Origin of the sequence: Duganella aquatilis, from assembly GCF_009674565.1 — a bacterium.
Taxonomy (GTDB): Bacteria; Pseudomonadota; Gammaproteobacteria; order Burkholderiales; family Burkholderiaceae_D; genus Rugamonas; species Rugamonas aquatilis.
On sequence record NZ_WKJL01000003.1, the window covers coordinates 43,936 to 65,937 of the forward strand.

The following is a 22,002-nucleotide window of genomic DNA, read 5'->3' on the forward strand; positions in this document are numbered from 1 at the left end:
TCACTTAGGAACGATCAACGAACCAGTGTACACCCAATATGTTGCAATTTAAATTAGCAATACTTTTAACACATTGGAGATTCAATGACTTCCGAAAAGAAAGCCCCGGTCCTGTCGATGCAGGAGTTTCGCCAGGTCATCGCCGTCGTCCGTACCCACGACAACGCCAACAGAAACGTGACCTTGCTCTACTTCTCCGTCGCCCTCGGGCTACGTGCCAAGGAGATGAGTCAGCTAAAGCTGCAAGACGTGCTAGCCCCGAACGGCACCATTAAGGACGAAGTGCTGCTGACCCGCAGCACGACCAAGGGGCGGAAGCAGCGCCTCATCTATCTGACAAACAAAGACGTTCGCAAGGCTCTAACTGCTTATATCCAAGAACGCCGCAACGGTGATACCGTTTTATTGTCGCCTACCGCCCCGCTCTTCAAGTCTAGAAAGGGCAGCGGCTTCAGCCCCAACACTATGCAGATGCTGTTCAAGCGCATGTATATCTGGGCTGGTCTGGATCAACCATCGAGCCACACTGGCAGGCGTACCTTTGCAACCTCGTTGATTGAGCATGGTGCTGACATAAAGGCCGTGTCAACGCTGATGGGGCATGCATCAGTGGCAATGACCGCCCGTTACGTAGAAGACAATCCAGTCAGGTTACGCCGCATATGCGAAGGCGTCCAACTTGGCATTTAATCTGAGAAGATACAGATCTAAAAGATTTTGATTTGTTTTATCTAATTTTGCAGGATTTAATTTTGAAAAAATCACTATCCCAAGCATTTAGTGCCAATAATAGTAATTTCATTACTAAAGATTATCATTATGATCAAAAGATCGAGTTTTTGTTGAGCGATCTTTCTGGCACGATGCATCCATCCCGTTTGATTGATGAGAAAAGGAAGAATTCCTGATGGCCCCTGCTCGCCCTAACAAAAAATATGCACCGCTTCCCAATGGTAATCCTCAGGGAGCGGCGTTCTTCAAATTTCAACTTACCTTTGAACAACGAACTCCGCTAGACGGAACCGCCTTTGCTGTCTTTTTTAGTAATGATCTTGGTTTAAACGCAACGTCCACAGTGAGCGATGCAAGTTTGCACACGCTATTCAACGACGTCACGAACAATTGGATTCGCTTACTCACCACCTACACATATGCCGAAATTTATAGCAGGGCATGCTTGTTGGCTGGTGTAAAAGTAAATGAAAACGGTGTTCGTGCTTTTCTCGACTATGCGTCGAAAATTGTCCAATTTACAATTCACGGTAATAGAATATCTTTCACTGCTGCCCCAAGTGAATGGGCTATGTTGAGGGACTCCGTAAAAAAACCGGTTCAATCACAAACGTCTGAAAAGCAGATGGCACCTCGTCCAGCGGAACCTAATCCGGTTGTACTCACCGCAATTTTGCCCGATGAGATATCGCCTAATCCACCTTCACAGCACCGGGCGCTCCAACCTCAGGCTATGCCGGTTCGTGGCCGATGGATGCATGTAGAAGAACCAGGATTGAAACTGCAGCGGCTGAGATAGCGATAGTTCAAGGGCGGCACATGTGCCGCCTTTTCCAGCGCAAGAAGTGAACATCATTATGCTCTTTGCTTGCCGTGTCTACTCATCACTCATCATATCCATCATCAACCTGTAATCACCATTCTTACAGAGACACATGCACACCTTACCGGCCGACCACGACGACGACGAAGCACCAGCACGCCTCCCGCCTGATGATTACTGCGAGGACGCCACGGACCTCTTTGACCTTGACCACAAGATGGTCAGCAGCGGCGAGAGAGCCAGCAATTTGACGCAGCTTGCAAACCAGATCAACCGCTGGCATGAAACCCGTAGGCATATGGGCGGTCCTGCGCCTAAGTCGCTGGTGCTTGTCCAGCCTGAAGGCTATGGCAAAAGCCACCTCGTGATTGATCTGGTCAAGAAGGGCTTCAAGGTAGTGTTCTGCGCCAAGTCGCACAGCCAGTTGGACGAAAAGGAATTCGGCTTCCGGCATCTGCATGGGCTGGAGGTCCGCCGCTTCATTTCAAAGCGCCAGAACGTGCGCATGCAGCTTGAGGATTTGGGCATCCCGCTCAAGGAATTTAAATTCGTGGATTGCCCGGCGACGAACCCCTACGCTATGCCTGAGATCAATGCAACTGAAACCATTCAGGCGATAGCTAAACTGTTTGACGCCTACATGATCCAAGTAGACGCCGACGACTTTTTCACAGAACACTATACTAATTTCGAAGCCGACAAACAGGACGGTGAACCGTTCGATATCGTCCTAGTCACCTTTGCCGCCATGCAGGCGTTGACTACAGCTAACCGTGTTCGCTGGTGGGTGAGATTAGGTCTGGTCGCGAAGACGATACCTTTTGACGGCTATGATTTCGGCGGACTAGACAATGACGAAGAAGACGAGGACGTAGAAGACGAGGTCGATGCCGAAGATGATGAGCAGGAACGCAACCTAAAAATCCCATTCAAGAAGATCGCCATTGTGTATGACGATCCAGACAGATCTGATGTGGACTGGTTAAGAAGCATCTCGAAAGAGACTGTCGAAAAATTGGAAAAGCTCAATGCTCGCTATGCTATCCGTAAGGACAAAAAAGAATTGCCAGGATACTGGGCTAACAAGTATCCCAAGCACGCACAGCGTCTAGCGGACCTTCACAAAGAGCGCAATGATGTACGCCGTAGCAAACCTCGTCACGAAATCGTCGAGTACAAGGACGCCATATATCTCAAACGACCCGAAGATCTGCGCATTGGCATGGGCCTGAAGGACAAATTTGTATCTCCTGTGGCCATCGTCACGACGACTGAATGGCTCACGGGGTACTACGCTTTGCAGACATTAAAGCTAAGTGGCATGACTCCGCTTGATCACCTCGACCTGTTCCATTCAGTCGAGTGCAAAGTCACGGCCATATCCACCACCATAACACGCAGCAAGAACCAAGCTGTACTGCTGCCAATCATCGAAGTGCTCAAGGAGGAATTTCCCAGTGAAGACGTGACGCTGATTGCTAACGCCCTCGGTTGCGAACTCAACCTGTCTAACAATAAGGGGCGCAATGACCTGGCAGGCAAGACATCTATCATCAAGTTGTCGTGGCCGCACCCGAGCGTCAACGCAACTGTCGGCGCACACTTCGCAGATGTGGAAAATCCCGACTACGATTTGATGGTCGCTACCGAGTTGGCAGACCTCGGCAATCAAGCCCTGGGCCGCAATCAAGGGTTCCGCTTCAAAGGGCGTCAGGCCATCATGCTCGTTGATCCGAAATACTACGGCAAGATTGTCAGCAACAACCTGCTGCGCTACCAGTTGACGCCTTGGAGTTCCAAACTGCCCAAGTACAACAAGAAGACAACGAAGAAATCGGCCTTGGCTGCCCTCAGCTTCTCGGCAGAGCAGACGGCGCTGGAGCGCCGTCTGCTGGAACTCATCAGCAACTTTGAAAGTTTCGGGTTATCAGAGAACGCCCGGCGACTCGCCGGGCGTCTGCCGGAACGGCAAAAGGAGATCTTTGATGAATGGCTTGCCGAACACGGTAGCGTAGAGGCACGGGGCATCGTGGTTGCAAGGCAAGCCGCACGCAAGGCCAAGGTGGCTGCGAGCGTGCGCCGACATCGTGCAAAAAAATTACTTCAATGTGATTTCGAGTCACTCACCATTTGAATAATCATCTCTCATCAAAGCACCTTGTTTATTTTGATGAGTGCGCCTCAGCGATATCTATTTTTTTTGCCAGAATTTCCCTAAGATCTTTAGGAAGGGAGTGCGCCTGCCTTAAAGTTTCTCTGGCCTTAATGAAATTTTGACCTTGGATATTTGCCAAAATAGTTAACTTGTCCAATTCTCCAATGCTTCGACGGTCAGCATTACTTCCTGCACTCCGAATTTGCTTAGAAACTTTATCCAATGTCTTTTTGGCATCCGACACCTCACCAACATTTATTTGAATCTTTGCAAGTGTTAACTGAACAGGGAGATGATGAGGAGTAGTTTCAGTAGCTCTCTTAGCCCACTCTAATGCATTCTCTGTTTCCTTTAAACTCGAGAACAAATGTGCTCGGCGACTCTCGTAAAAACTTTTTTTCTCTTTACGGGCAGTTTCTTGTAATGAATTAAAAAGTTGAACAAGCTCAGAATTATCTCGGAGAAAAGCATAGTCATCCCGATGCCTCTCTATAATTATTTCCAATAAAGTATCAATTATGTATGGATTGCGATCCGCAATATCAAATGCAGTGCGAGCAAAATTTTCCGCCTCTGCATACTCCTCTTTTAGCTTTGAAATTTGAGCTAATTCTCTAAGTATATGAAAATTCCTATCACCACCCAGTGAATATGCAAGACGAAAATGCGTTTCAGCAACATCCAATTTCCCTTCATATCGAGCTTTAAATCCTCGAACAAACGCTGCTGTACGCTTCGCCAACCTTTCGCCAAATCTCTCCAGGTGACCAATAGCCTCGAATAAATTATCATCCTCGCCAAGACGAACGCATGATAGGCAGACAAGTCGAAGTGCCTCAATTTGGGCTTCAGTAGATAATTTACCTCTACCATCAAAAGCCTTATTTGCCAACTCTAGCGACTTAGAAAAATCTTTTCTATCATAAAACTCCCTAGCCACTCGTAATATATGAGACGGTAGCAGACATCTAGACAATAAAACATTTTCAACTTCTTTATTTTGCCGCAATATGGATAATATAACATTATCTATAGTTGAAATATCAACATAGTCTTGAGTTGAAAACTTTTCGACCCTATTTAATATTCTATCGCGGCATTTCAGAACAAAAGTCTTTGCATTTTCACTCCAATTAAACCTCGATAATGCATCGAGCAAATATGGCGCCAATCTAAGGTAAGGACCGTCTGCCTCTACTATCCCATGTTCATTTAAATAACTCATAGTAGTCGCCAGCGCAGTCTCGTCAACATCTCCTAAAGCAACCAATAAGTCCTCAGATGATAGATATTCGTATTCTCTGAATAACGCAAGTATTTGCTCTCGCTCAGAATTGATTGACAAACCGTCGAGTAACGCCTTTGCTTGTTGCCGAATGGCATCTAGAAAAACTATGCGCTCAGTTTTTAATCTGGCACTCCCAAACTCGGCTGCAAGAGTAGCTGCAAGCTGAATATTTTTAGGATGCCCACTTACAAATTCAACAATTTCATCACTTAATGACTGATCAACATCAGCTTGCAAATGTTTCAACCATATAGCTAGCAATTTTCTAGAATCTGATATATCTAAGCTATTTACCGGGAAGAATGCCATTCCTGGGTACTTAAAACGTTTAGCAGGAGAAACCACCCGCCTAGCTATAAGAACCAATTTTGGCCATGGCGAGTCTTTGAGTTTTGCAACGACTGCGCCTAGCCAATCTGATAAAAAACCATCATCTAAAACAATCGCATCCTTGCCTCGTAGAAAAATAATCTGTCGTTGGTCAGAAATTTTTTCAATGAGATTGACTATCTCTATTATTCTATCATCGAAATCCAAAACTTGATATTTTTCAATTTTTTCAATAGTTTGCAATATAGGAAGATTTTCTCCCTGAGCAAGCAAATATCTATAAAATTCAATATCTCCTTCTTTATCTCCCAACGTGATTTCCACCGGGAAATTTATAATTTGCGGATGTACATCTTTTAAAGCACGCTTCGCCAATGTTCTTCGACCAATACCTTCACTACCTCCAAAGAATAATGCTGATGGCGCATTTTGAGTTAAATCCGATAATTTATCTTTCACTACACCTATTTCTTTATCTCGCCCCATGAAAAGAGAAAGGGACGAATTGTTGGAGAGCGATATATCAAACAATGCAGAGCGTATAGATGTAACTATAACCCCCGGCATCGAAGTTTTATGATAAATAAAGGTCTTAAGCCATTCCGGAATTAAATCAACATCCACGTCATCCAATATAAAGACGAGAATTTTTTTTATTCTTCCATTGAAAAAATAGTGCTGACTCAGCGTCATTTCTGTCTGCACCCACCTTGACTCTACTGAATTCTCAGAAAGAAACAAAACAAAAACATCACTATTCTTTAAAGCCTCGAAAATTTCAGAAGCGCTCGTCTCACCTTTCTCAAATGTGGCTTCATCATAATGAACATGGGCAGCGGATAGTTGTTTATAAATTCCGTTTATGAGAAACTTATCCTTACTACTATGTGATAAAAATGCACGAACAGGATTTTTCATTGGCGTAAGTGGTTTTAGGTGTGGCAATGATTGAGATAGGAACATCATAGGATATTTCAACAAGGGAATTCTATCCAATTATCACAGCGCATAGATTTTACGGCGGGCATTGTCGCCCGCCTCCTTTCATTTACATCATTATGCCAGTTGCGTTTAAAGCTACCACTTAGCCCTAGAAAGCCAGATGCTCTTTGCTGATACTGATTTTATATCCAGTGGACGTCAGTACGTAGTGCTCAATTACATCAGGGCTCTCATTACGGCGGCTTATAAATCCGTCATGCATGAGGATGCCGGGAAACTGTTCTGTGCCGAACCATGTATGAATTGCGTCCATCACTTTACGCTCTAACCCAATGAAAATCGCCTGCCGGTACTTGGCCTTCTTGGCAGGCGGCTCTTTTATGTTCGCCCCCATCGCCCCCACAAATATCTGCTGCGTTCTTCGTTCGTGTAGATCGGCCAGGATCGCATATCGCCACATCATTTTCAGTTCTGCCACCAGTTGTCGGACGAACGCATCTTTTTTCAGACGCTCCAGCCGCACAACATCCTCGCCAAGCAGCCGATAGATTGAGCAACGTTGGTGAGGTGTCAGCGGCGCTAAGAACAGTAACATTTGACTTAGTTCCTTCGCTTGCTCCTGCGGTACTCCCGCCGTGGTGGCGAGGTGCTGGCGCACGGTGTTTTTTTCATTGATGTACCGAGCGACTGCGGGAAACGGTTCAACAACTTCTGGATAGCTCTTCCCGTAGTGCGCCTTCGCATACTGGTGGACGAGCGTGGCGGCACATGAGTCAATGTCGTAGTCCCACCAACCGTTGAAGAGAATTCGCTTATCATCCCGGCGAACATTTTGAATAGGGTGATAGCGACGACCACCTTTGTCCGTGTACACCGGCACCTCATCACCCTTGATGATGGGTGCGTACAGTTCTACCGCCACTTCCGCTGAGGTGGCGGTCTTCACGTTTACCAGTGAACACAGCTTATCGTATCCTACATCGTTCAAGATATAGGAATACGAGTGCTGAGCCGGCGTATAGCTGCCGGTCTGCACCAACAGGTTTGAGGAAAGCCAGCGCCCCAGCGGCTTGCTGACGTTTCCAAACACTTTGCGGATCTCACCGTTGTGGATCGAGCGTGGCCGCTTCTTCGACAGCAGCAGCGGGCCGCACCAGTCCAATACGGTCTTGATGCGCTTTTTTATACGTGGGTCATTGATGTTGGGCGTGTAAGGTGTGAGGCAAAGCGTGGTCGTCATAAAACCTTCCAAGATAAGGAATAAAAGAAACGGAGGGGTTTATGCCAACAAGGAAGGCGTGAGGTAACCAATGACCTCACAACGGTTAGCGTAGCCGTAGCATGCCACAAAATTTCGGAAAATAAAACTCGATGTGAGGGTGAAGCAGGAGCCACAGTGTCGGGCTCGCTCGGCAAGAAGTGAACATCATTATGCTCCCTGCTCGTTCGCTATCTCATCACTCACCATATCCCATCATCAACCTGTAATCACCATTCTTACAGAGGCCACAGGACAAGGCCACGAGATCAGCGACACACCTCCTCGTATTTCCCGTGAATACGTATAAATACATCATCTATTTACAAGGAGCCACCCATGACTGCTTACACCTTCGACCTTCCGCCATATGACCCGTTTTACGACCAGCCATCTCCTGCGCCAGAACTAAGCCCCGCGAATTTCGATCTGCCACAACCTGCATCCTGCGCCGACACAGCAACGACGCAAACGATCACCCTACGTATGCCAAAAGATTTGCTGAACAGGGTAGACAACTTGGCTCGCCAAGAAGACATCAGCCGCAGTCAGTGCATGCGTCGCATCACGTCATTTGTGGTTGATGCTATCCGCAGCGATCCAGAAACCATTGCGGAGTATGGCGCTGTGGCCGAACATCTTTACGAGCATGCAAAGCAGTTGATCAATCAGGAGCAGCATGTGTCGGTAAGCCTGCTTCAACGCCACTTGAAACTTGACTACCACATGGCCCTACTCTTGATGGATGAACTTGAGCGCACTGGTTTCGTGACACCGCCAGATCACGAAGGCAGAAGAACCACTATGCTCCAACATTTGATCAAGCTTGCCGCTGCCGATCGGGCGGCACCTGCTGGCCCCAATCAGAGTTGGTTAGACCGAAAACCGTAACCGCTGATCGTTACAATTTGACTGTGTACATCCCCGCCGGTCTGTATAAATTTGCCATATCGCTACTTCAGCAGCGAAACAGACAAGGAGAAATACATGACCGACGCCATTCAACAAATCGTAGACAACGCCCCTCAAACGCAGCAGCCTGAAAAAGCGAAGCCGACGCCAATTGGCCGTCTGGCCTTCGCCGAGGTGGACAAGGCCTTGAGCGAATGCGAGAAGACGATCAAGACTCACTCCGACACCGTCAAGAGCAAGTTGGCCGTCAACGCCGCAATTCCTGGCAACGTCCTGCGTGAGCTGTCCCGTGCCAACGCACAAAAGGCCAAACTCGTGATGCGCCGCATTGGGCTGCTGATGGAAAGCGGCGATCAGGCGGCGCTCGACATGATCGACAAGCTGGTGAAGCTGAAAATCGCTAAATAGACTACCTCCTACTCGGCATCTCAACCGAGAAAAAAAGGGCTGCGAACTTTGGTTCGCAGCCCTTTTTCATTTTCTAGCTCTGGCCGAACCGGTGAGGCCCAGAGACATTAATTGACTAAACTATATAAACCATATATCTCATTTCAACAATCACCTCTGGGCCTCACCTGGCATCTCATAATTATTGAGTTACGCTGAAGTGCTTAACTGTCGTCTTGCCCGCCCCCGAAATGATCTCGGTCCCCATCTCAATCGAGTTCATGTAATTGTTCGGCTTAAGCCAGCCCTTACTGATCAGGTAGTCGTTTATGGACTTCATCTTCATGCTGCCTCTCAGGTGGTCTTCTTTTACCAGCAGTTCCACGTTGTAACGTGGTATGCCCTTTTGCTCATCCATTTCAACCTGCATGTAAACGTAGTAGGTGATCCCATCTATAACGATGGTCTCAATGAACTTGTGAGGGTTGCCGCACTCGTCCATGCAAACCTTGGTCGGCATAAGCATCACCGTTACGGATGTCAACCAATCATTGGAGTCCTTGGTTGAGATGTAAGTGCCCTGCAAGAAAGTCTGCTGGAACGTCAATGGCAACCCATCAGTGTCGACATTCACATCGTAATTCGCCGTCAGGTTAACATCAGATACCAACATGGGCAACGTTGAGCCAGATGACGTAGCTCCCCATAGTTGGCGGCCATAGATAATTTCTGGGAAAGCTTTTACATACCCCTGGGTGTTAGTTGCGCTCTCGGGATATTGCCAGTCAGCTTGAGGCAAGGACCAATTCCACGAAGCGCTGATCGCATTGTCGGGAAGGCTTTTGCCAGTGGCGCACTCTGTGTATGCGAACGGAAGAGGCTTCAAGTTACCAGCACCGTCAACGATGTTCCACTCGTTGGTTGATACATTATAGCCAGCGAAGACCAGCGGCTTGTCTGCTGGGGTATGTTTGCAGATGCTTTGTGACGGCGATGGATCGAACGGCACGTAGTCGAATCCATTTGCTACGCTTGCCGCCAAATTATTTTTGTTTTCGGCGCTGTCACTGAAGCCATACAGTACGCCAGCTTGTGACGACCCGTTCTTTAGATTTGCAACCCACCAATCTACCCCTGCTTTTTCTCCATCACGATGAAGGATGTTGTTGTACAGTAGATTCACGAAGGCTGAGTTCGTTACGGCGGGTCCGTACATCTTCTGGAACTCGTCCGATCCGATGAAGTCAGCAGAGATATCCAACATCCCCAATCCGTTCTGGTTGTGCCATATCCAGAACCCTAAGCCTGGCAGATCGGGCTGCCGGTTGAACGCCGCTTGATACAGCCTGTAGATTTGCCCTGATGGGCCATCAACGTCGAACGACACATATGTATCGAAGAACTTGATTAGCTGGGTGCCCGCGTAGGTAGCTACTGCGCCAGTCTGCTTGTTCGTCACAGTTACCACACCATCGTCAGAGCGTCTCACTGCATAATCAGTCCTATATCCAGCGACCGAAACGACAGAGGTAGAGGCGTTGGTATCCCTTGCTACGCTGCCCATTGCCATCGTTTTTTTCTGTGGTGCGTCTTGCGTCGTACCACCGCATGCAGCAAGCGCCGCTAGTACGATCATGGTACAGGTCAGATTCGCAGTCATTATCCGTGTCATTTGTTTTTCCCCATGCGCATTGCAAGCGCAAAAATTATCGACCACATCAGGTACATGCAATACAACCAGAAAGCGAAGAATCCAAGGGTGAAGATGCTGCAACGAGTTGCCACCAGCCGCAGCGATACACGGAACAGGTCTGCAACAAAAATCACAGGCACGGCTCCAGCCTCCCACAGCTGAAAGCTTGGCCGCTCGGTGAATACGCTGGACCAAAATTCGCCGATCTCAAATGTGCGAATCCACTCCGGCCAGAACAGATACGTAAAGCCACCGCCGCAAACCATCTCCAAGATGAGCGTGAAGATGGTCAGTATGATGCCGATGTAGACCACTAATGTCCGGGCAAGGCCGAAGGTGTACATCAGCATGCCCGTTAAGATGAGCGTGAACATCCGCTCAGGATTCCGGTGGTGTATTTTTAGGCGACTTGTGCAGAACGATTGCTGCGATCATAGCCACGAATCCACCAACCGTCACACCAGCACCAAAGCCCAAGACGAACGCGCCGACAAGTCCCACTGCAAGACCGATCCAGCCAGCCTTTTTGAGCCAACGAATATCCACCGGCTCGGTCGGACTTGCTGTAACTGATTGATGTGCAGGTGGAACTTGCGCCGCATCGATTTCGTATTCCTCGGGATCTAAGCGATACAGCACACCAGCAATGTATTCCGATGGAACCTCAACGACGAAGGCAACGCTCGAATCAGGGCGAGATATTTGGATGCGCAACGGTTTGTCGAGGTAGTCGGCAAGCATCTTTGGCGGGACCGTGACCGCCATATGTTCCTCGTACCAAAAACTGGAACTACTAAACAGATTTTCCACCTGACGATAAGTGATGTACTCCAGCTTTTCCTCTTGCCCGCCAGGACGAGTAGCCGTGTTGTACCTGACGAGGCGCTGTTCAGGCCGATTCGATACTTGGATATAGAGTTGTGGAATACGGATTGTGTCTGTGTACGCCACCCGGATATGAGCTTGCCAGGATGACGGCACTCGCATGTCGGCCGAGAGCATCGATTCCTCGTGCTTCAAATACGGAAATCTCAGCGTTGCCATCGGATCAAATTCATCCTTAGCCTCTACCGCAGAAGCAGCGACTTGAGCCGCCCGCGGCGGCAGCTTAGGACGCTCATTGTTCTCTATGGTCATATGAAATACCTCCAGCAAATCAATTAAATGAATTTCCTGTTGGCAATCTTATCATAGATTTGTAGATTATATTCCGTGGATTGTCAGTCCACATACGGCCATGCTTACGGCATGACCTCCTCCTTAGACCCCACGCTGCAAACTATCGGAAAAAATCTCCGACGGATACGCGTGGCGTCTGGAAGATCTCAAGAGGGTCTTGCGCTTGATGCTGCAATTGACCGAACATACGTGTCACAGATCGAACGTGGCATCGCAAATCCATCGATACTAGTATTGAAGAAAATAGCGTCTTGCCTAGACGCCAATGTGTCTGATTTGGTTGTAGGCACGTGATCACTGCATCGGCGGCATCTTGACAGACGAGTCAAATACCCATGCCATCCCTGTCTCGACAACTGCTATTCGTTACCCAAATTTATACGAACTTCCGAGGGTACGTTGAAGTCTGGATAGACAATTCGTAGTCCGCCTTTTCTTGCTTTGATAACAAAAAACCTCCCAACATCTTCCCTTGATGCGTATCTGCCACGAACACCTCGTCCTGTGCGTAATGGCTCGGTCCGAAATGCTGTTGCGAGATATGACTCTACTCGATGCTCGTCAAAGCCCTCTGCAAGTAAACTGATACGCCGCCGCTCGATAAAATCGGGTGTCACCAAGGTCCCTGCGGGATGGATATCTACCGACTGGATGAGATGGCGAATGTGTTCGGCCAACATTGAACGGGTTGAAAATCGCTCGTCGTCACTCATGGAATTTAAACGCTGTATCGCATGCTGAACGGCCTCGGCTTGATAAGCCAAATGACGCCCTGTTACAGCTAGAGCTTTGAGTTCAGATTCCAGCAGCTCCCTACGCTCCAACAACAGATCTCGTTCTTGCTCAACCTTCTTTATCCTGTTCACTACTGCGGCAGATACCTCACCAGTCTCCAATGCAGCCAACAATCTCTCAAGCCGCTGATTGCAGCTAGCGATTGCAGTGTTTGTCGAGCCCAGAAGTTCTCCAACCGTTAGCTCACGCTTCTGCTCAAGCGCTAACCTATCCGAGCTTTCCAGCAGATTAATCAGGTCTAATGACTTGCAAAACGACAAGAAACTAGTCTCAAACGCTGCATAGTCCCACTGAACCGCATAACACCCTAGTCCCCGCCGTGCTCCGTCGCAAACCAGCACCTTCTTTGCCGGACGTCTAACTTCAGCACCGTCCTCAGACCGAACACGCTTGGCAGAACTTCCGGCAAGAATCATCGTACTTCCACAGTAGCCGCATTTCGCAACGCCGCTCAGAAGATTAGGAACCTCTGTCCCCTTCCTGGCTCTGGCCCCAGGCCAACTTCTCTCCGACCGAAGGTATTTCAAGAGATTAAACTCTTCCTTGGAAATCAGCGCTGGGTAGTAATCAGCGATTGGATCGCCGTGAGGCGCACTTGCGCCCTTGTTCCACAGGGCGGGCTGAAACTCGCCGTATAGGGCAGGACTATTGATGATTTTCTGGATGTATGAGGAATGCCAGCCGTTTCCGTGGTTGGAGAACGGCTGCTCGTTGCGCTCATTCAGGCGCTTTGCGATCAACGCTTGCCCCATCCCGGCCTTATGCCAAGCAAGAATCTCGATTACCAACGCCGCCCGCTCCGGCACGAACTCGAATTCTGTCCTGTCGTCGTTCAATCGTAGCCAGCGAGGACACTGCGCCGTTAGCTTCTTCTCACTAATCCGTGCTCGTTTTCCCTCCCAAGCGGCCAAGATGCGGCGGCTCTTCATCGCTGACTCTTCATGTGCACGAGCCATGATCGTGATCGAGATAATCAGGTTGCCAAAGTTGTTGCCGACCGACTCTGTGTTGTACACCATCCGATCCGCCAAAGTCACAATGGTGATGCCTTGCCGTAGAATTGAGATGAAGAGCTCAAGCGCAGCCAATACCTTGTCCCGGGATAACCTGTCCAGCGACTCAACGAGAAGATAGGAACCTGACGCAATGCGCCCTCTTTTGATGGCTTCCAAGAACCCGCCGAGCGCACCACGTTCGATGTTAGACCTATCGAACGCCGAAAGCCCAAGATCTTGTAGGTGGAGTGAGCTATCTAGAGTAAGGCCATGTTCTTCGGCGTACTGCTCCGATAGTTCGGACTGACGACGAAGGGAGTCCCCTTTCCTCTGCTCAGTTGTAGAAAAGCGAATATAGCTATAAGCAACCGGCACAGTATGATCCCTAAAGTTTCCCTACCTCAATTATATTATGTATTCATAGACACGTTATTGAAAACAACACCCTTCATTAAATAGATCAATTTTTCATAATACAGAATATCCGCCCTATCAAAGCAGTTGGAGCCTCTACTCTGTTGGCCAGAATAATAATTGCAAACAAGACATTTGTTTGGACATTGTGTACACTAAGTGGTCGTGCATTTTTTAACTGGAGTTCACAATGGCTAGGAAACAGCAAGAAGAAGGAATCGCTGCGGGCAAGGCGCCAAAAGCTGATGAAAAAAAAGTTCGCAGCTCACGAGTTAGTCAGACCGACGTACCATCTTACTCGCTCGAACAGGCTCTTCGTATTGCTCATACACTACACGAGAACTATGCCGGTAAGCCAACGCCGCCACTGAGAGTGGCGTCGGCCATGAATGTTCAACCTAGCTCAAGTGCTTTCCGGATGCTATGTGGGGCTGCAATTGCCTATGATCTGACTGACGGGGGGTGCAACGCTCCAGAAATTAAACTCACCACCTTAGGCAAGCGTATAACCCGCCCCACCACAGAAGGTGACGATCTCGCAGCCAAGCGTGAAGCTATACTGAAACCCCGCGTGGTACGGGAATTTCTCACTCGGTACGATGGGAGTCCCTTGCCGAAAGACACCATTGCTCAGAATGTGTTAAATGACATGGGTGTACCGCTTGATCGAGCTTCAGAGGTCTTGGCTTTAATCGTCGAAAGTGCCGAAGCGTTAGGGCTGATCACAGAAATTAAAGGCAAAAGATACGTCGATCTGAATGCTGTTCCAATCAGCAACATCGACGCCCAAATTGAAAGTGAGCAAGACGGAGCAGAAGATGACAAGCCTCTAGTAGAGCCGCAAAAGAATCTCGACATCACCACTTCAGCACCGCCTCCGATGCGGTCTGCTGACGTAACAATAGATAGCGCTAAGCAACGACGAGTATTCATTACCCATGGCAAAAACAAGGAATTTGTTGATCCGATTCGCCAGCTTCTTGCATTCGGTGAGATGGAAGCAATTGTGTCTGTCGAACGTCAGTCTGTCTCGCAACCCGTGCCAGAAAAAGTAATGAACGACATGCGCAGCTGCGGTGCCGCAATTATTCACGTTGAAGATGAGCTTAGATTGCTCGATGGAAATGCAACGGAACAGATTGTATTGAATCCGAACGTTCTCATAGAAATTGGTGCTGCAATGGCACTCTACAACAAGCGATTTATTCTTTTAGTGAAGGAAGGAGTAAAACTTCCATCGAACCTCCAAGGCTTGTTTGAAGTGCGATACTCAGGCACATCGCTTGATGGAAATGCAACAATTCGACTCCTTCAGGCCATCAATGATATGAAAAAAGCGGCAGCCTAGCTCTACACACTTGACGGCGATTATGTATTGATAGACCAGTTATCGAAATCAGGTGGCCGATGCCCGTGCGGTTGAACACCTGCCAGTCGGATTGGTTGGTGAACGACAATTAAGTTCTTCCCTAGGACAATTAGTTCTTCCCTGACCGGTTTACGACAAATAGTTCTTCCCTAGAGTTAAATGTTTGCAATCATCACGAACAAATAGTTCTTCCCTGAATTCGCTAAGTCATTGATTCGTCTAAGTGCCATCTGCTCGCCACCAAGCGCGGCGCTGCTGGCCGTTTTGACAGCTGAACCAAGGCTGCCCGAGCGGCAAAGCTTTACCCAAAAACGGCCACCTTAGACCGGCCCAAAAAAATCAATGAGTTAGGAGAAGTACGCACAAATAGTTCTTCCCTGGATCGAGAAACAGACAATTAAGTTCTTCCCTACTTACTTCTTCATCTCAGCTAACGCGTCGTCAAACCTGGGCATATCCAATATGTGGACGACGCCCATGGCACACATGCACTGAAGAAAGAACGAGAACGCGAACTTCCCTCGAGCTATCTTATTCCTCAGCTGATGCTCGCTCTCATCAACACCTATTTCCTTTAGTCGCATGGACAAAACTCTATAGGAAACCTTACAGCGTGCCATCTCTGCGCGCAGCATAGCCTTTGCTTCGTCTTCCCAGTAATTCCTCAATCAGCTCTCCGCACAAAAACAAGAAAAAGCATCGTAAACGATGCTTTTTCATCGAAATATGTGATTTTCACGTCGTTTATGATGAATTCATCGTAAACGATGAATCGTCTGAAACTTGTATACCACGGGAGCGAATAACTTAACACAGTGAGTGCGAAGAAAGGTAGGAACCAACGATGCGCCGGAAATGGACTGAAAAGCTGATAGCCGAATGGGAGGCTGAAGGGCGAGGTGCCGGGGAGCGAGCGAGCTATCGACCTTGGTTGGAGGTCAAAGACATCTCAAGTCAGGGCCGCTCACGTCGCGTCTACGGGGAGAAAATCCAGCGAGAACATCATTTCTTCTCGGACGTAGAATTCAACCTCTTCCTCTGCTTGGAGTGGGCACAGGATGTCGTCGACATCCGCGAACAGTACCCGCTTGACCGGGAGTTGACCCTCGCCGTGGCAGAGAGTCTTGGCATCCGCCATCCGCACTACCCTGGCACACACGTGCCTACCGTGATGACCATCGATTTCCTGGTGACTCGCCTTCGTGATGGGCAAGAAGTTGTCGAAGCCCTCAACGCAAAGGTAGCAGATGAGGCCGAGGACCACACGTCACGTCAAAAGCTTGAGATTCAACGTGAAGCGTGCGGATTGCTCGACATTAAACACGACATCATCTTCGACAAAGCGATACCTAAGCAAGTCGCCCTGAATATCAACTGGATTCGAGATGCCCTTCCCAAGCTGGACGAGCCAGACCTGCGACCAGGACAGCTCGAAGAACTGTGCACGCGCATGCACGGCGACCTTCTCTCGGCCTCGGGCGATCAAACACTTCAAGCCTATTGCGTGAACTTCGATAAGCGGTTCGGCCTTCCTCAAGGAATGGGCCTGCGCGCGGCACGCATTCTTCTCTACAAGCGCGTTCTGAAGGCGGACATGCACTGCGCTGACCTTCCCAAGGCTCGCCTGAGCACATTTGTCGTGACGGGCAGTCACTCGAAGCTTCTCGTCATAGGAGCGCGCTGATGCTGTTCAAGGACGACATCTACATCGACACGGATCAACAGCACTATCGCGTATTGGCGGGTGACGACGGCTTGGACCAAGCTTGGGTCATCGCTGTCGACGCTCCGCATGCCTGGCCGGAGTCGCGTCGTTGGTCACTCATCTTCACTAGGCCTTTGGTACCAAGAAATGACGATCAAGCGCAACTGATGGAAAACAAATCCACGGCGCAAGCTGCCCGCGCGGCGCGAGCACTTGAAGCAATTAAACCGCTGCTCGCCGCAGCGCCAAGCATCTACCTGCCAACACAACGAGCTCGCCTTGTCCGCGAACACGCGGCCCTTACAGGGATCACTGAGCGGACCTTACGTGAATACTTGCGGGAGTATTGGCAAGGCGGCCAAAAAGAGACCGCCCTCTACGGAAACTGGCATAAGAGTGGTCGCATTTCGGAGTCAGTGTCTGCTTGCCGCGGTGCTAAACCGCGTCATGGAGACTATTCAATTTTTGAGGTAAACGCATCCTGTACCTCGAAGTTTGAGGAAGCATGCAAATGGTATTTGGCTGATGATCGGCGGACTATCACCAAAAGCTACCGCTTCCTTCTGCGTAGCCATTTTGCCCGGCCGGACGGCAATGGTAACTTGTTCACCAACGCAAAAGGCGACAGGCCAACATTGAGACAGTTCGACTACTACCTGAGGAAGAACTACCCACTGGAAGTACGTCAGCGTGCTCGCAAAGGCGACAAGGAATTCGAACGAGAGCATCGCGCCAAGCTGGGCAGCGCTCGATTCGATTGCCTGGGCGTCGGTGACGTCTATGAAATTGACGCCACCATAGCGGACATCTTTCTTGTTTCTAAAGACGACCGCCGCCGGCTCGTAGGGAAGCCCACGGTCTACATCATCATCGACCGCCGCTCAGGACTCATCGTTGGCTTTTACGCCGGTCTCGAGAATGCGTCGTGGACCGCAGCCCGGCTTGCGATCCTTAGCATAGCTACAGACAAGGCTGAACTCTGCCGGCAATACGGCGTGGCCTACGATGCCAGTGATTGGCCAGCACACGGCATCATGCCTAGCCAGTTCTACGCAGACCGCGGCGAAATGATAAGTAACGCCAGCAGCCGAGTCGTATCCGGGCTGAATGTGACAGTAGCAAATCTCCCAGGTCTGCGTCCAGATTGGAAGCCGTTCGTGGAGTGCGGGTTCAAATTGATGCACCAGGCGATTGCTGAACATGCTCCGGGCTTCGACCCGGCCAGCAACTTCACAAAGCGTCGAGGCAAGCACTACGAGAAGGATGCCAGCCTGACCTTGGAGGAGTTCTCGCGGCTCATGCTGGAGCACGTCATTGCCCACAACCGTCGACCAAAGCAAGCGCTCGAGCTAAGCAGAGATGAGCTGATGGCTGAGGTCATCCCAGCACCAATCGATCTTTGGAACTTCAGCATCCAGACTCGCTCGGGATATCTCTCTCGGGTAGCGGAGCTGGATGTCCGCTACGCCTTACTACCAACGGCCGAAGCCGTTGTCACGGAAAAAGGAGTCCTTTTTCAGCATTGCCACTACACCTGTTCGGAAGCGGTCAAAAAAGGATGGTTTGTCCAAGCACGCAAGCGTCGTTTTACCGTTGATATCTCTTACGACCCTCGGCTTACCGATGCGATTTACATCCGAGGCAGCACGGACAAGAAATACCACCGTGCTGACCTAACCGAGCCGAGTAAGCGCCTGTATGGTGGCCTCACCTTTAGTGAAGTTCAGCTCTACAAGAAGCTCGAGAAGCAAACGCAGTTCGATGCGGAGCAGGTCAACCAGCAGGTGGACCTTGAATTCGTGCAGCGGATAACACCGACCATTGAGAACGCCAAGGCCAGCCTCAAACGGCTACCCAAGACGAGCCGCACTGCCAGGAAAGCCGATATCAAGGACGACCGCGTGCAAGCACTACAAACGGAGCGTGAGGTCACGGCTGCGCCATTGCCGTACTTGAGGGACGGACCACCACCAGAGAAAGCAGTGCTTTGCCAACCAGGACTTCATGAGGTTCCACCTCAGGAAGTGAATACCCCTCAGGGGCGACTGGCTGCCGCGCTAGCCAAACAACGCAACAGAATTGCTAAAGGATCAAGATAATGAAAAACCACCTCGCAGTGCAAGCCCGTTACACGCCTCAGCACTTGGAGAAGTACAAAGGCAACCCTCTTATCGAAGCGTTGCCTACGCTCGATAGCGTCTCCGCTTGCATCGACGCCATTGAGTATCTGCCACCGTTTAATCCCGAGGACCGCAAGCTCTCTTTGATAGAGCGACACCAGTTGCTTGGCAACTTGGTAAATCTCATGATCCCACTCGAGCGCCACGCAGAGCTTGCGATAGCCATCGACTCCATGCTTCGCAATGGCTACGTGGGTAGAGAACCTGAAACAGCGCAGCGAGCACGCCGCTTTCAGGATATGTATGACAAACAGAAGGCCGGCGTTCCGTTCCGGCAGTCAGCCACGACACGTACGCCGCAAATCTCGGCGTCGCTGATCGGGTTATCGGGAATGGGCAAGACGACGATGGTCCAGCGCTTCTTGGCGACCTACCCGCAGGTCATCTATCACGCAGAGACCAATATCGAGCAAGTGACGTATCTCCGTGTCGAAATGCCCAGCGACGGTAGTTCTGTAAAGGGCCTGGCTCATGGCATTTTGGCAGAACTTGATCGCTTGATTCCAGACGCATCGTATTACGAAATGTATACCGACCGCGGCAGAATTGGCGCCGAGACGCTGATGCGCAGCGTAGCCCGACTGATGCACCTCCACTGTGTAGGCTTGCTTGTTTGCGACGAGGTCCAGAACCTCGCCAACAGCCACAAGGGTGCCGATACGGTGATGACGGAGCTCACCTCCGCGTGCAACGATCTTGGTCTGCCAATCCTTTTCATCGGAACGAACAAAGCAGCTAAAGTCCTCACACGAGACTTCCGACAGGCCCGCCGTTCGGTAGCGAGCAATATCGCTACTTGGGACCGGCTTCTGCAGTTTGTTGAAAGCGAATCCGTCAACGAGTGGGAAGCGTTTATCGAGATACTTTGGATGTATCAATGGACCGAGCGGCCGGTACCTTTTGACGCAGCCTTTTCGCGAGCCATGTACTTCTACTCTCAAGGTGTCATCGACATCGCCATTAAGCTCTTCGCGGCAGCACAAGGGATGGCGATGAACGATGGAAGCGAACAAATATCGCTGGCCCACATTGACCAAGCTTTCTCCAAGCAAATGAGTCTCCTCGCGCCGATGATTGAGGCGTTGCGCGCGAACGACTTGACGGCCTTGGCGCGCTGCGAGGATATCGCCCCTATCACTATGGAGTCCATCGTTGACAGCGCAGTTCGGCGTGCGCGCGCTAGGACGAGTCCCCTTGTGAGGACTAAGTCCACTCATGCCGAATTCGTGCCGTCACTGGCGGCCGGCATGACCGCGATGGGCATGGAGCTAGACGAGGCGTTGTCCAGCGCACAAGCCATTGCAGCTGGCGACAAGGTCAAGACTCTCGCCGAAGGGATGTCGCAAGCGATGGCCGACACCAAGCGGCCTTTGCCCGTGGCCAGAAAGAAGACCGAGAAAGCTCAGACTGCCCAGATCATTGACTTCTCTGACCGCCCCAACGATTACCGACGCGCGGAGCAGGAGGCTCGTCTTCACGGGACCAACGTCTATGACCAGATGGTCAAGCTTGGGATGGCGCCGCGGTTGGAAGATTTGTATGACCTAAGCTGATGATCCCGCTACCAAGGCCCTATGCTGACGAAATTATCGGGAGTACGCTGCTTCGCGGCGCGCGTTGGCTGGGCATCCCTCCTAAACGGCTTGCGCCGCTCCTCCGCGGAGGAAGTACAGCCCCACCCTCGCCGATTCTACCGTCCTGCGTTGGGCACATCGCGGAAGCGGCTGGACTATCATCGCGCGAAATTCTTTACGGGCACACCGTCTTCCCCTATGTTACCGCGTTCATGGACAAGAGGAAGGTCATGGCACTTGAGCGGAAGCTCTTAGGTATCGATCCAATGGAGGAGTCATGCTTCGGAGCCTTACAAACAAAGGCGGTCGTGCCGTTTCTGAGGCTATGCCGGCAATGCGTTCGCGAGGACGTAGAGCGGCATGGGGAAAGCTACTGGCACAGGTCTCATCTACTACCTGGTGTGCACTTGTGTTTGAAGCATAGGGCCTCGCTGTTGGAGACCAACGTACCAGCGAAGGGCTTCTTCAAAATGATCTTGCCGCAGGAAGCTAAGAGCCGCAAGTACAGATCGTCACTACGACCGGCAACCACGATGCAAATCGCTCAGGCTAGTCTGGAGATACTCGATCCCCAACACACATGGCCAAGGACAGCAGACTTGCGGAAGCTCGCTCTAGAAAAAAACTACATCATCGGGGTGTACGAAATCCCGGCACTGAAGCTGGCCGCCGACGTGATGAAGTTCTATGGCTCCCCCTTCCTCGATGAGGTTCGCTGCAGCTACGAGGTCCACAAGAAATCGCCGTGGCCCACGCTAGTCTTGCGCGCAAGCTCTGTGGACCTCGCGCCTCTAAAGTACCTGCTGATGGGGGTCTACCTGCGTTCGTGCCGGAGCCTAGACTCCGCCCCAACGCGCGAGGCACTTGGCCATCAAAGGCCTGGCCCACGAACTGAACGAGCGGAGTATCAAGAACTCGAGCGCCAAGCCATGCGGGCCGTACAGGCTCACTTGAAGGCTCTCATCAAAGCGCAACAGAGAACCACCGTTCAGGCCCTGCTGCGTGCAGCTGGGATATGGGAGCGGTTTCGCCACAACCGCGATGAGTTCCCAATGCTCGCGGAGCTCGTGCTGCAGTTCCGAGCCTCAGATCAGTCGGAGCGACAACTTGGCAAACGTAGTCGGTGGCGGAAGTAATCCCCCGCCTATCTCGCCCCAGAGTGTCCCTACTGGAAAGAAGCGCCCGGCAGGCGGATATGCCCAATGAGTTTGCGAGTCATCAAAGCGGGCTGCTCCACCAAAGGTAACAATCTCCACAAGCGATCTGAAACG

At 50.5% G+C, this 22,002-nt stretch carries 18 protein-coding genes; 11 read left to right on the top strand and 7 right to left on the bottom strand.

What is annotated here, in order from left to right; translation table 11 throughout:
• The first annotated feature begins 84 nt into the window (after positions 1–84).
• The 3 genes from GJ698_RS06390 to GJ698_RS06400 all read left to right on the top strand — a co-directional run bounded on the left by GJ698_RS06390 (position 85) and on the right by GJ698_RS06400 (position 3,689).
• Positions 85–690, top strand: a complete 606-nt coding sequence (locus tag GJ698_RS06390; RefSeq protein WP_208023781.1) for a tyrosine-type recombinase/integrase — start codon at positions 85–87, stop codon at positions 688–690.
• A gap of 217 nt (positions 691–907) precedes the next feature.
• Positions 908–1,531: a hypothetical protein gene (locus GJ698_RS06395; RefSeq protein ID WP_154356784.1), complete on the top strand. Its 624-nt coding sequence runs from the start codon at positions 908–910 to the stop codon at positions 1,529–1,531.
• A gap of 136 nt (positions 1,532–1,667) precedes the next feature.
• The gene (locus GJ698_RS06400; RefSeq protein ID WP_154356785.1) at positions 1,668–3,689 is read left to right on the top strand and encodes a hypothetical protein; all 2,022 of its coding nucleotides are present in this window, start codon (positions 1,668–1,670) and stop codon (positions 3,687–3,689) included.
• A 28-nt stretch (positions 3,690–3,717) separates the two neighbouring features.
• Here the strand turns inward: GJ698_RS06400 and GJ698_RS06405 are convergent, their stop codons facing one another.
• Both GJ698_RS06405 and GJ698_RS06410 read right to left on the bottom strand, forming a co-directional pair.
• Positions 3,718–6,294 (bottom strand): toll/interleukin-1 receptor domain-containing protein, encoded by a 2,577-nt coding sequence (locus tag GJ698_RS06405; protein ID WP_154356786.1) that lies wholly within the window; start codon positions 6,292–6,294, stop codon positions 3,718–3,720.
• A 124-nt stretch (positions 6,295–6,418) separates the two neighbouring features.
• Positions 6,419–7,510, bottom strand: a complete 1,092-nt coding sequence (locus GJ698_RS06410) for a hypothetical protein (RefSeq protein WP_154356787.1) — start codon at positions 7,508–7,510, stop codon at positions 6,419–6,421.
• A gap of 357 nt (positions 7,511–7,867) precedes the next feature.
• On the opposite strand from GJ698_RS06410, the gene GJ698_RS06415 reads away from it, so the two are divergent.
• On the top strand, positions 7,868–8,419 hold the full coding sequence (locus tag GJ698_RS06415; RefSeq protein ID WP_154356788.1) for a DNA translocase FtsK: 552 nt from the start codon (positions 7,868–7,870) through the stop codon (positions 8,417–8,419).
• A 96-nt stretch (positions 8,420–8,515) separates the two neighbouring features.
• Entirely contained in the window at positions 8,516–8,848 is a 333-nt protein-coding gene (locus tag GJ698_RS06420; RefSeq protein WP_154356789.1) for a hypothetical protein, read from the top strand.
• A 181-nt stretch (positions 8,849–9,029) separates the two neighbouring features.
• Here GJ698_RS06420 and GJ698_RS06425 read toward each other — a convergent pair whose 3' ends face one another.
• Genes GJ698_RS06425 through GJ698_RS06435 form a run of 3 tightly spaced genes read right to left on the bottom strand, consistent with a single transcriptional unit; the run spans position 9,030 to position 11,657 of the window.
• The gene (locus GJ698_RS06425) at positions 9,030–10,487 is read right to left on the bottom strand and encodes a DUF4214 domain-containing protein (RefSeq protein ID WP_166454813.1); all 1,458 of its coding nucleotides are present in this window, start codon (positions 10,485–10,487) and stop codon (positions 9,030–9,032) included.
• 8 nt (positions 10,488–10,495) lie between these two features.
• Positions 10,496–10,894 (bottom strand): hypothetical protein, encoded by a 399-nt coding sequence (locus GJ698_RS06430; protein ID WP_154356791.1) that lies wholly within the window; start codon positions 10,892–10,894, stop codon positions 10,496–10,498.
• 4 nt (positions 10,895–10,898) lie between these two features.
• Complete coding sequence (locus tag GJ698_RS06435; protein ID WP_154356792.1) at positions 10,899–11,657, bottom strand: hypothetical protein; 759 nt, start codon at positions 11,655–11,657, stop codon at positions 10,899–10,901.
• 111 nt (positions 11,658–11,768) lie between these two features.
• Here GJ698_RS06435 and GJ698_RS31350 point away from each other — a divergent pair, with 111 nt between their 5' ends.
• Complete coding sequence (locus GJ698_RS31350; RefSeq protein ID WP_154356793.1) at positions 11,769–11,993, top strand: helix-turn-helix domain-containing protein; 225 nt, start codon at positions 11,769–11,771, stop codon at positions 11,991–11,993.
• Positions 11,994–12,058: 65 nt separating this feature from the next.
• Here the strand turns inward: GJ698_RS31350 and GJ698_RS06445 are convergent, their stop codons facing one another.
• Complete coding sequence (locus GJ698_RS06445; protein ID WP_154356794.1) at positions 12,059–13,864, bottom strand: recombinase family protein; 1,806 nt, start codon at positions 13,862–13,864, stop codon at positions 12,059–12,061.
• 229 nt (positions 13,865–14,093) lie between these two features.
• Here GJ698_RS06445 and GJ698_RS06450 point away from each other — a divergent pair, with 229 nt between their 5' ends.
• Positions 14,094–15,251 (top strand): TIR domain-containing protein, encoded by a 1,158-nt coding sequence (locus GJ698_RS06450; RefSeq protein WP_154356795.1) that lies wholly within the window; start codon positions 14,094–14,096, stop codon positions 15,249–15,251.
• Positions 15,252–15,685: 434 nt separating this feature from the next.
• On the opposite strand, the gene GJ698_RS30805 is transcribed toward GJ698_RS06450, so the two are convergent.
• Positions 15,686–15,940, bottom strand: coding sequence for a DUF6471 domain-containing protein (locus tag GJ698_RS30805; RefSeq protein ID WP_267874779.1), 255 nt, complete (start codon positions 15,938–15,940; stop codon positions 15,686–15,688).
• Positions 15,941–16,116: 176 nt separating this feature from the next.
• Between GJ698_RS30805 and GJ698_RS06455 the strand changes: the two genes are divergently transcribed.
• From GJ698_RS06455 to GJ698_RS31355, 4 genes are read left to right on the top strand one after another with little or no spacing between them, the layout of a single operon-like run.
• Positions 16,117–16,956 (top strand): TnsA endonuclease N-terminal domain-containing protein, encoded by an 840-nt coding sequence (locus GJ698_RS06455; protein ID WP_154356796.1) that lies wholly within the window; start codon positions 16,117–16,119, stop codon positions 16,954–16,956.
• On the top strand, positions 16,956–19,076 hold the full coding sequence (locus tag GJ698_RS06460) for a TnsB C-terminal domain-containing protein (protein WP_154356797.1): 2,121 nt from the start codon (positions 16,956–16,958) through the stop codon (positions 19,074–19,076). Before GJ698_RS06455 ends, GJ698_RS06460 begins: the two co-directional genes overlap by 1 nt.
• Positions 19,076–20,710: an ATP-binding protein gene (locus GJ698_RS06465; protein ID WP_154356798.1), complete on the top strand. Its 1,635-nt coding sequence runs from the start codon at positions 19,076–19,078 to the stop codon at positions 20,708–20,710. The genes GJ698_RS06460 and GJ698_RS06465 overlap by 1 nt, the downstream gene beginning before the upstream one ends.
• On the top strand, positions 20,710–21,867 hold the full coding sequence (locus GJ698_RS31355) for a TniQ family protein (RefSeq protein ID WP_154356799.1): 1,158 nt from the start codon (positions 20,710–20,712) through the stop codon (positions 21,865–21,867). The genes GJ698_RS06465 and GJ698_RS31355 overlap by 1 nt, the downstream gene beginning before the upstream one ends.
• Positions 21,868–22,002 lie beyond the last annotated feature (135 nt).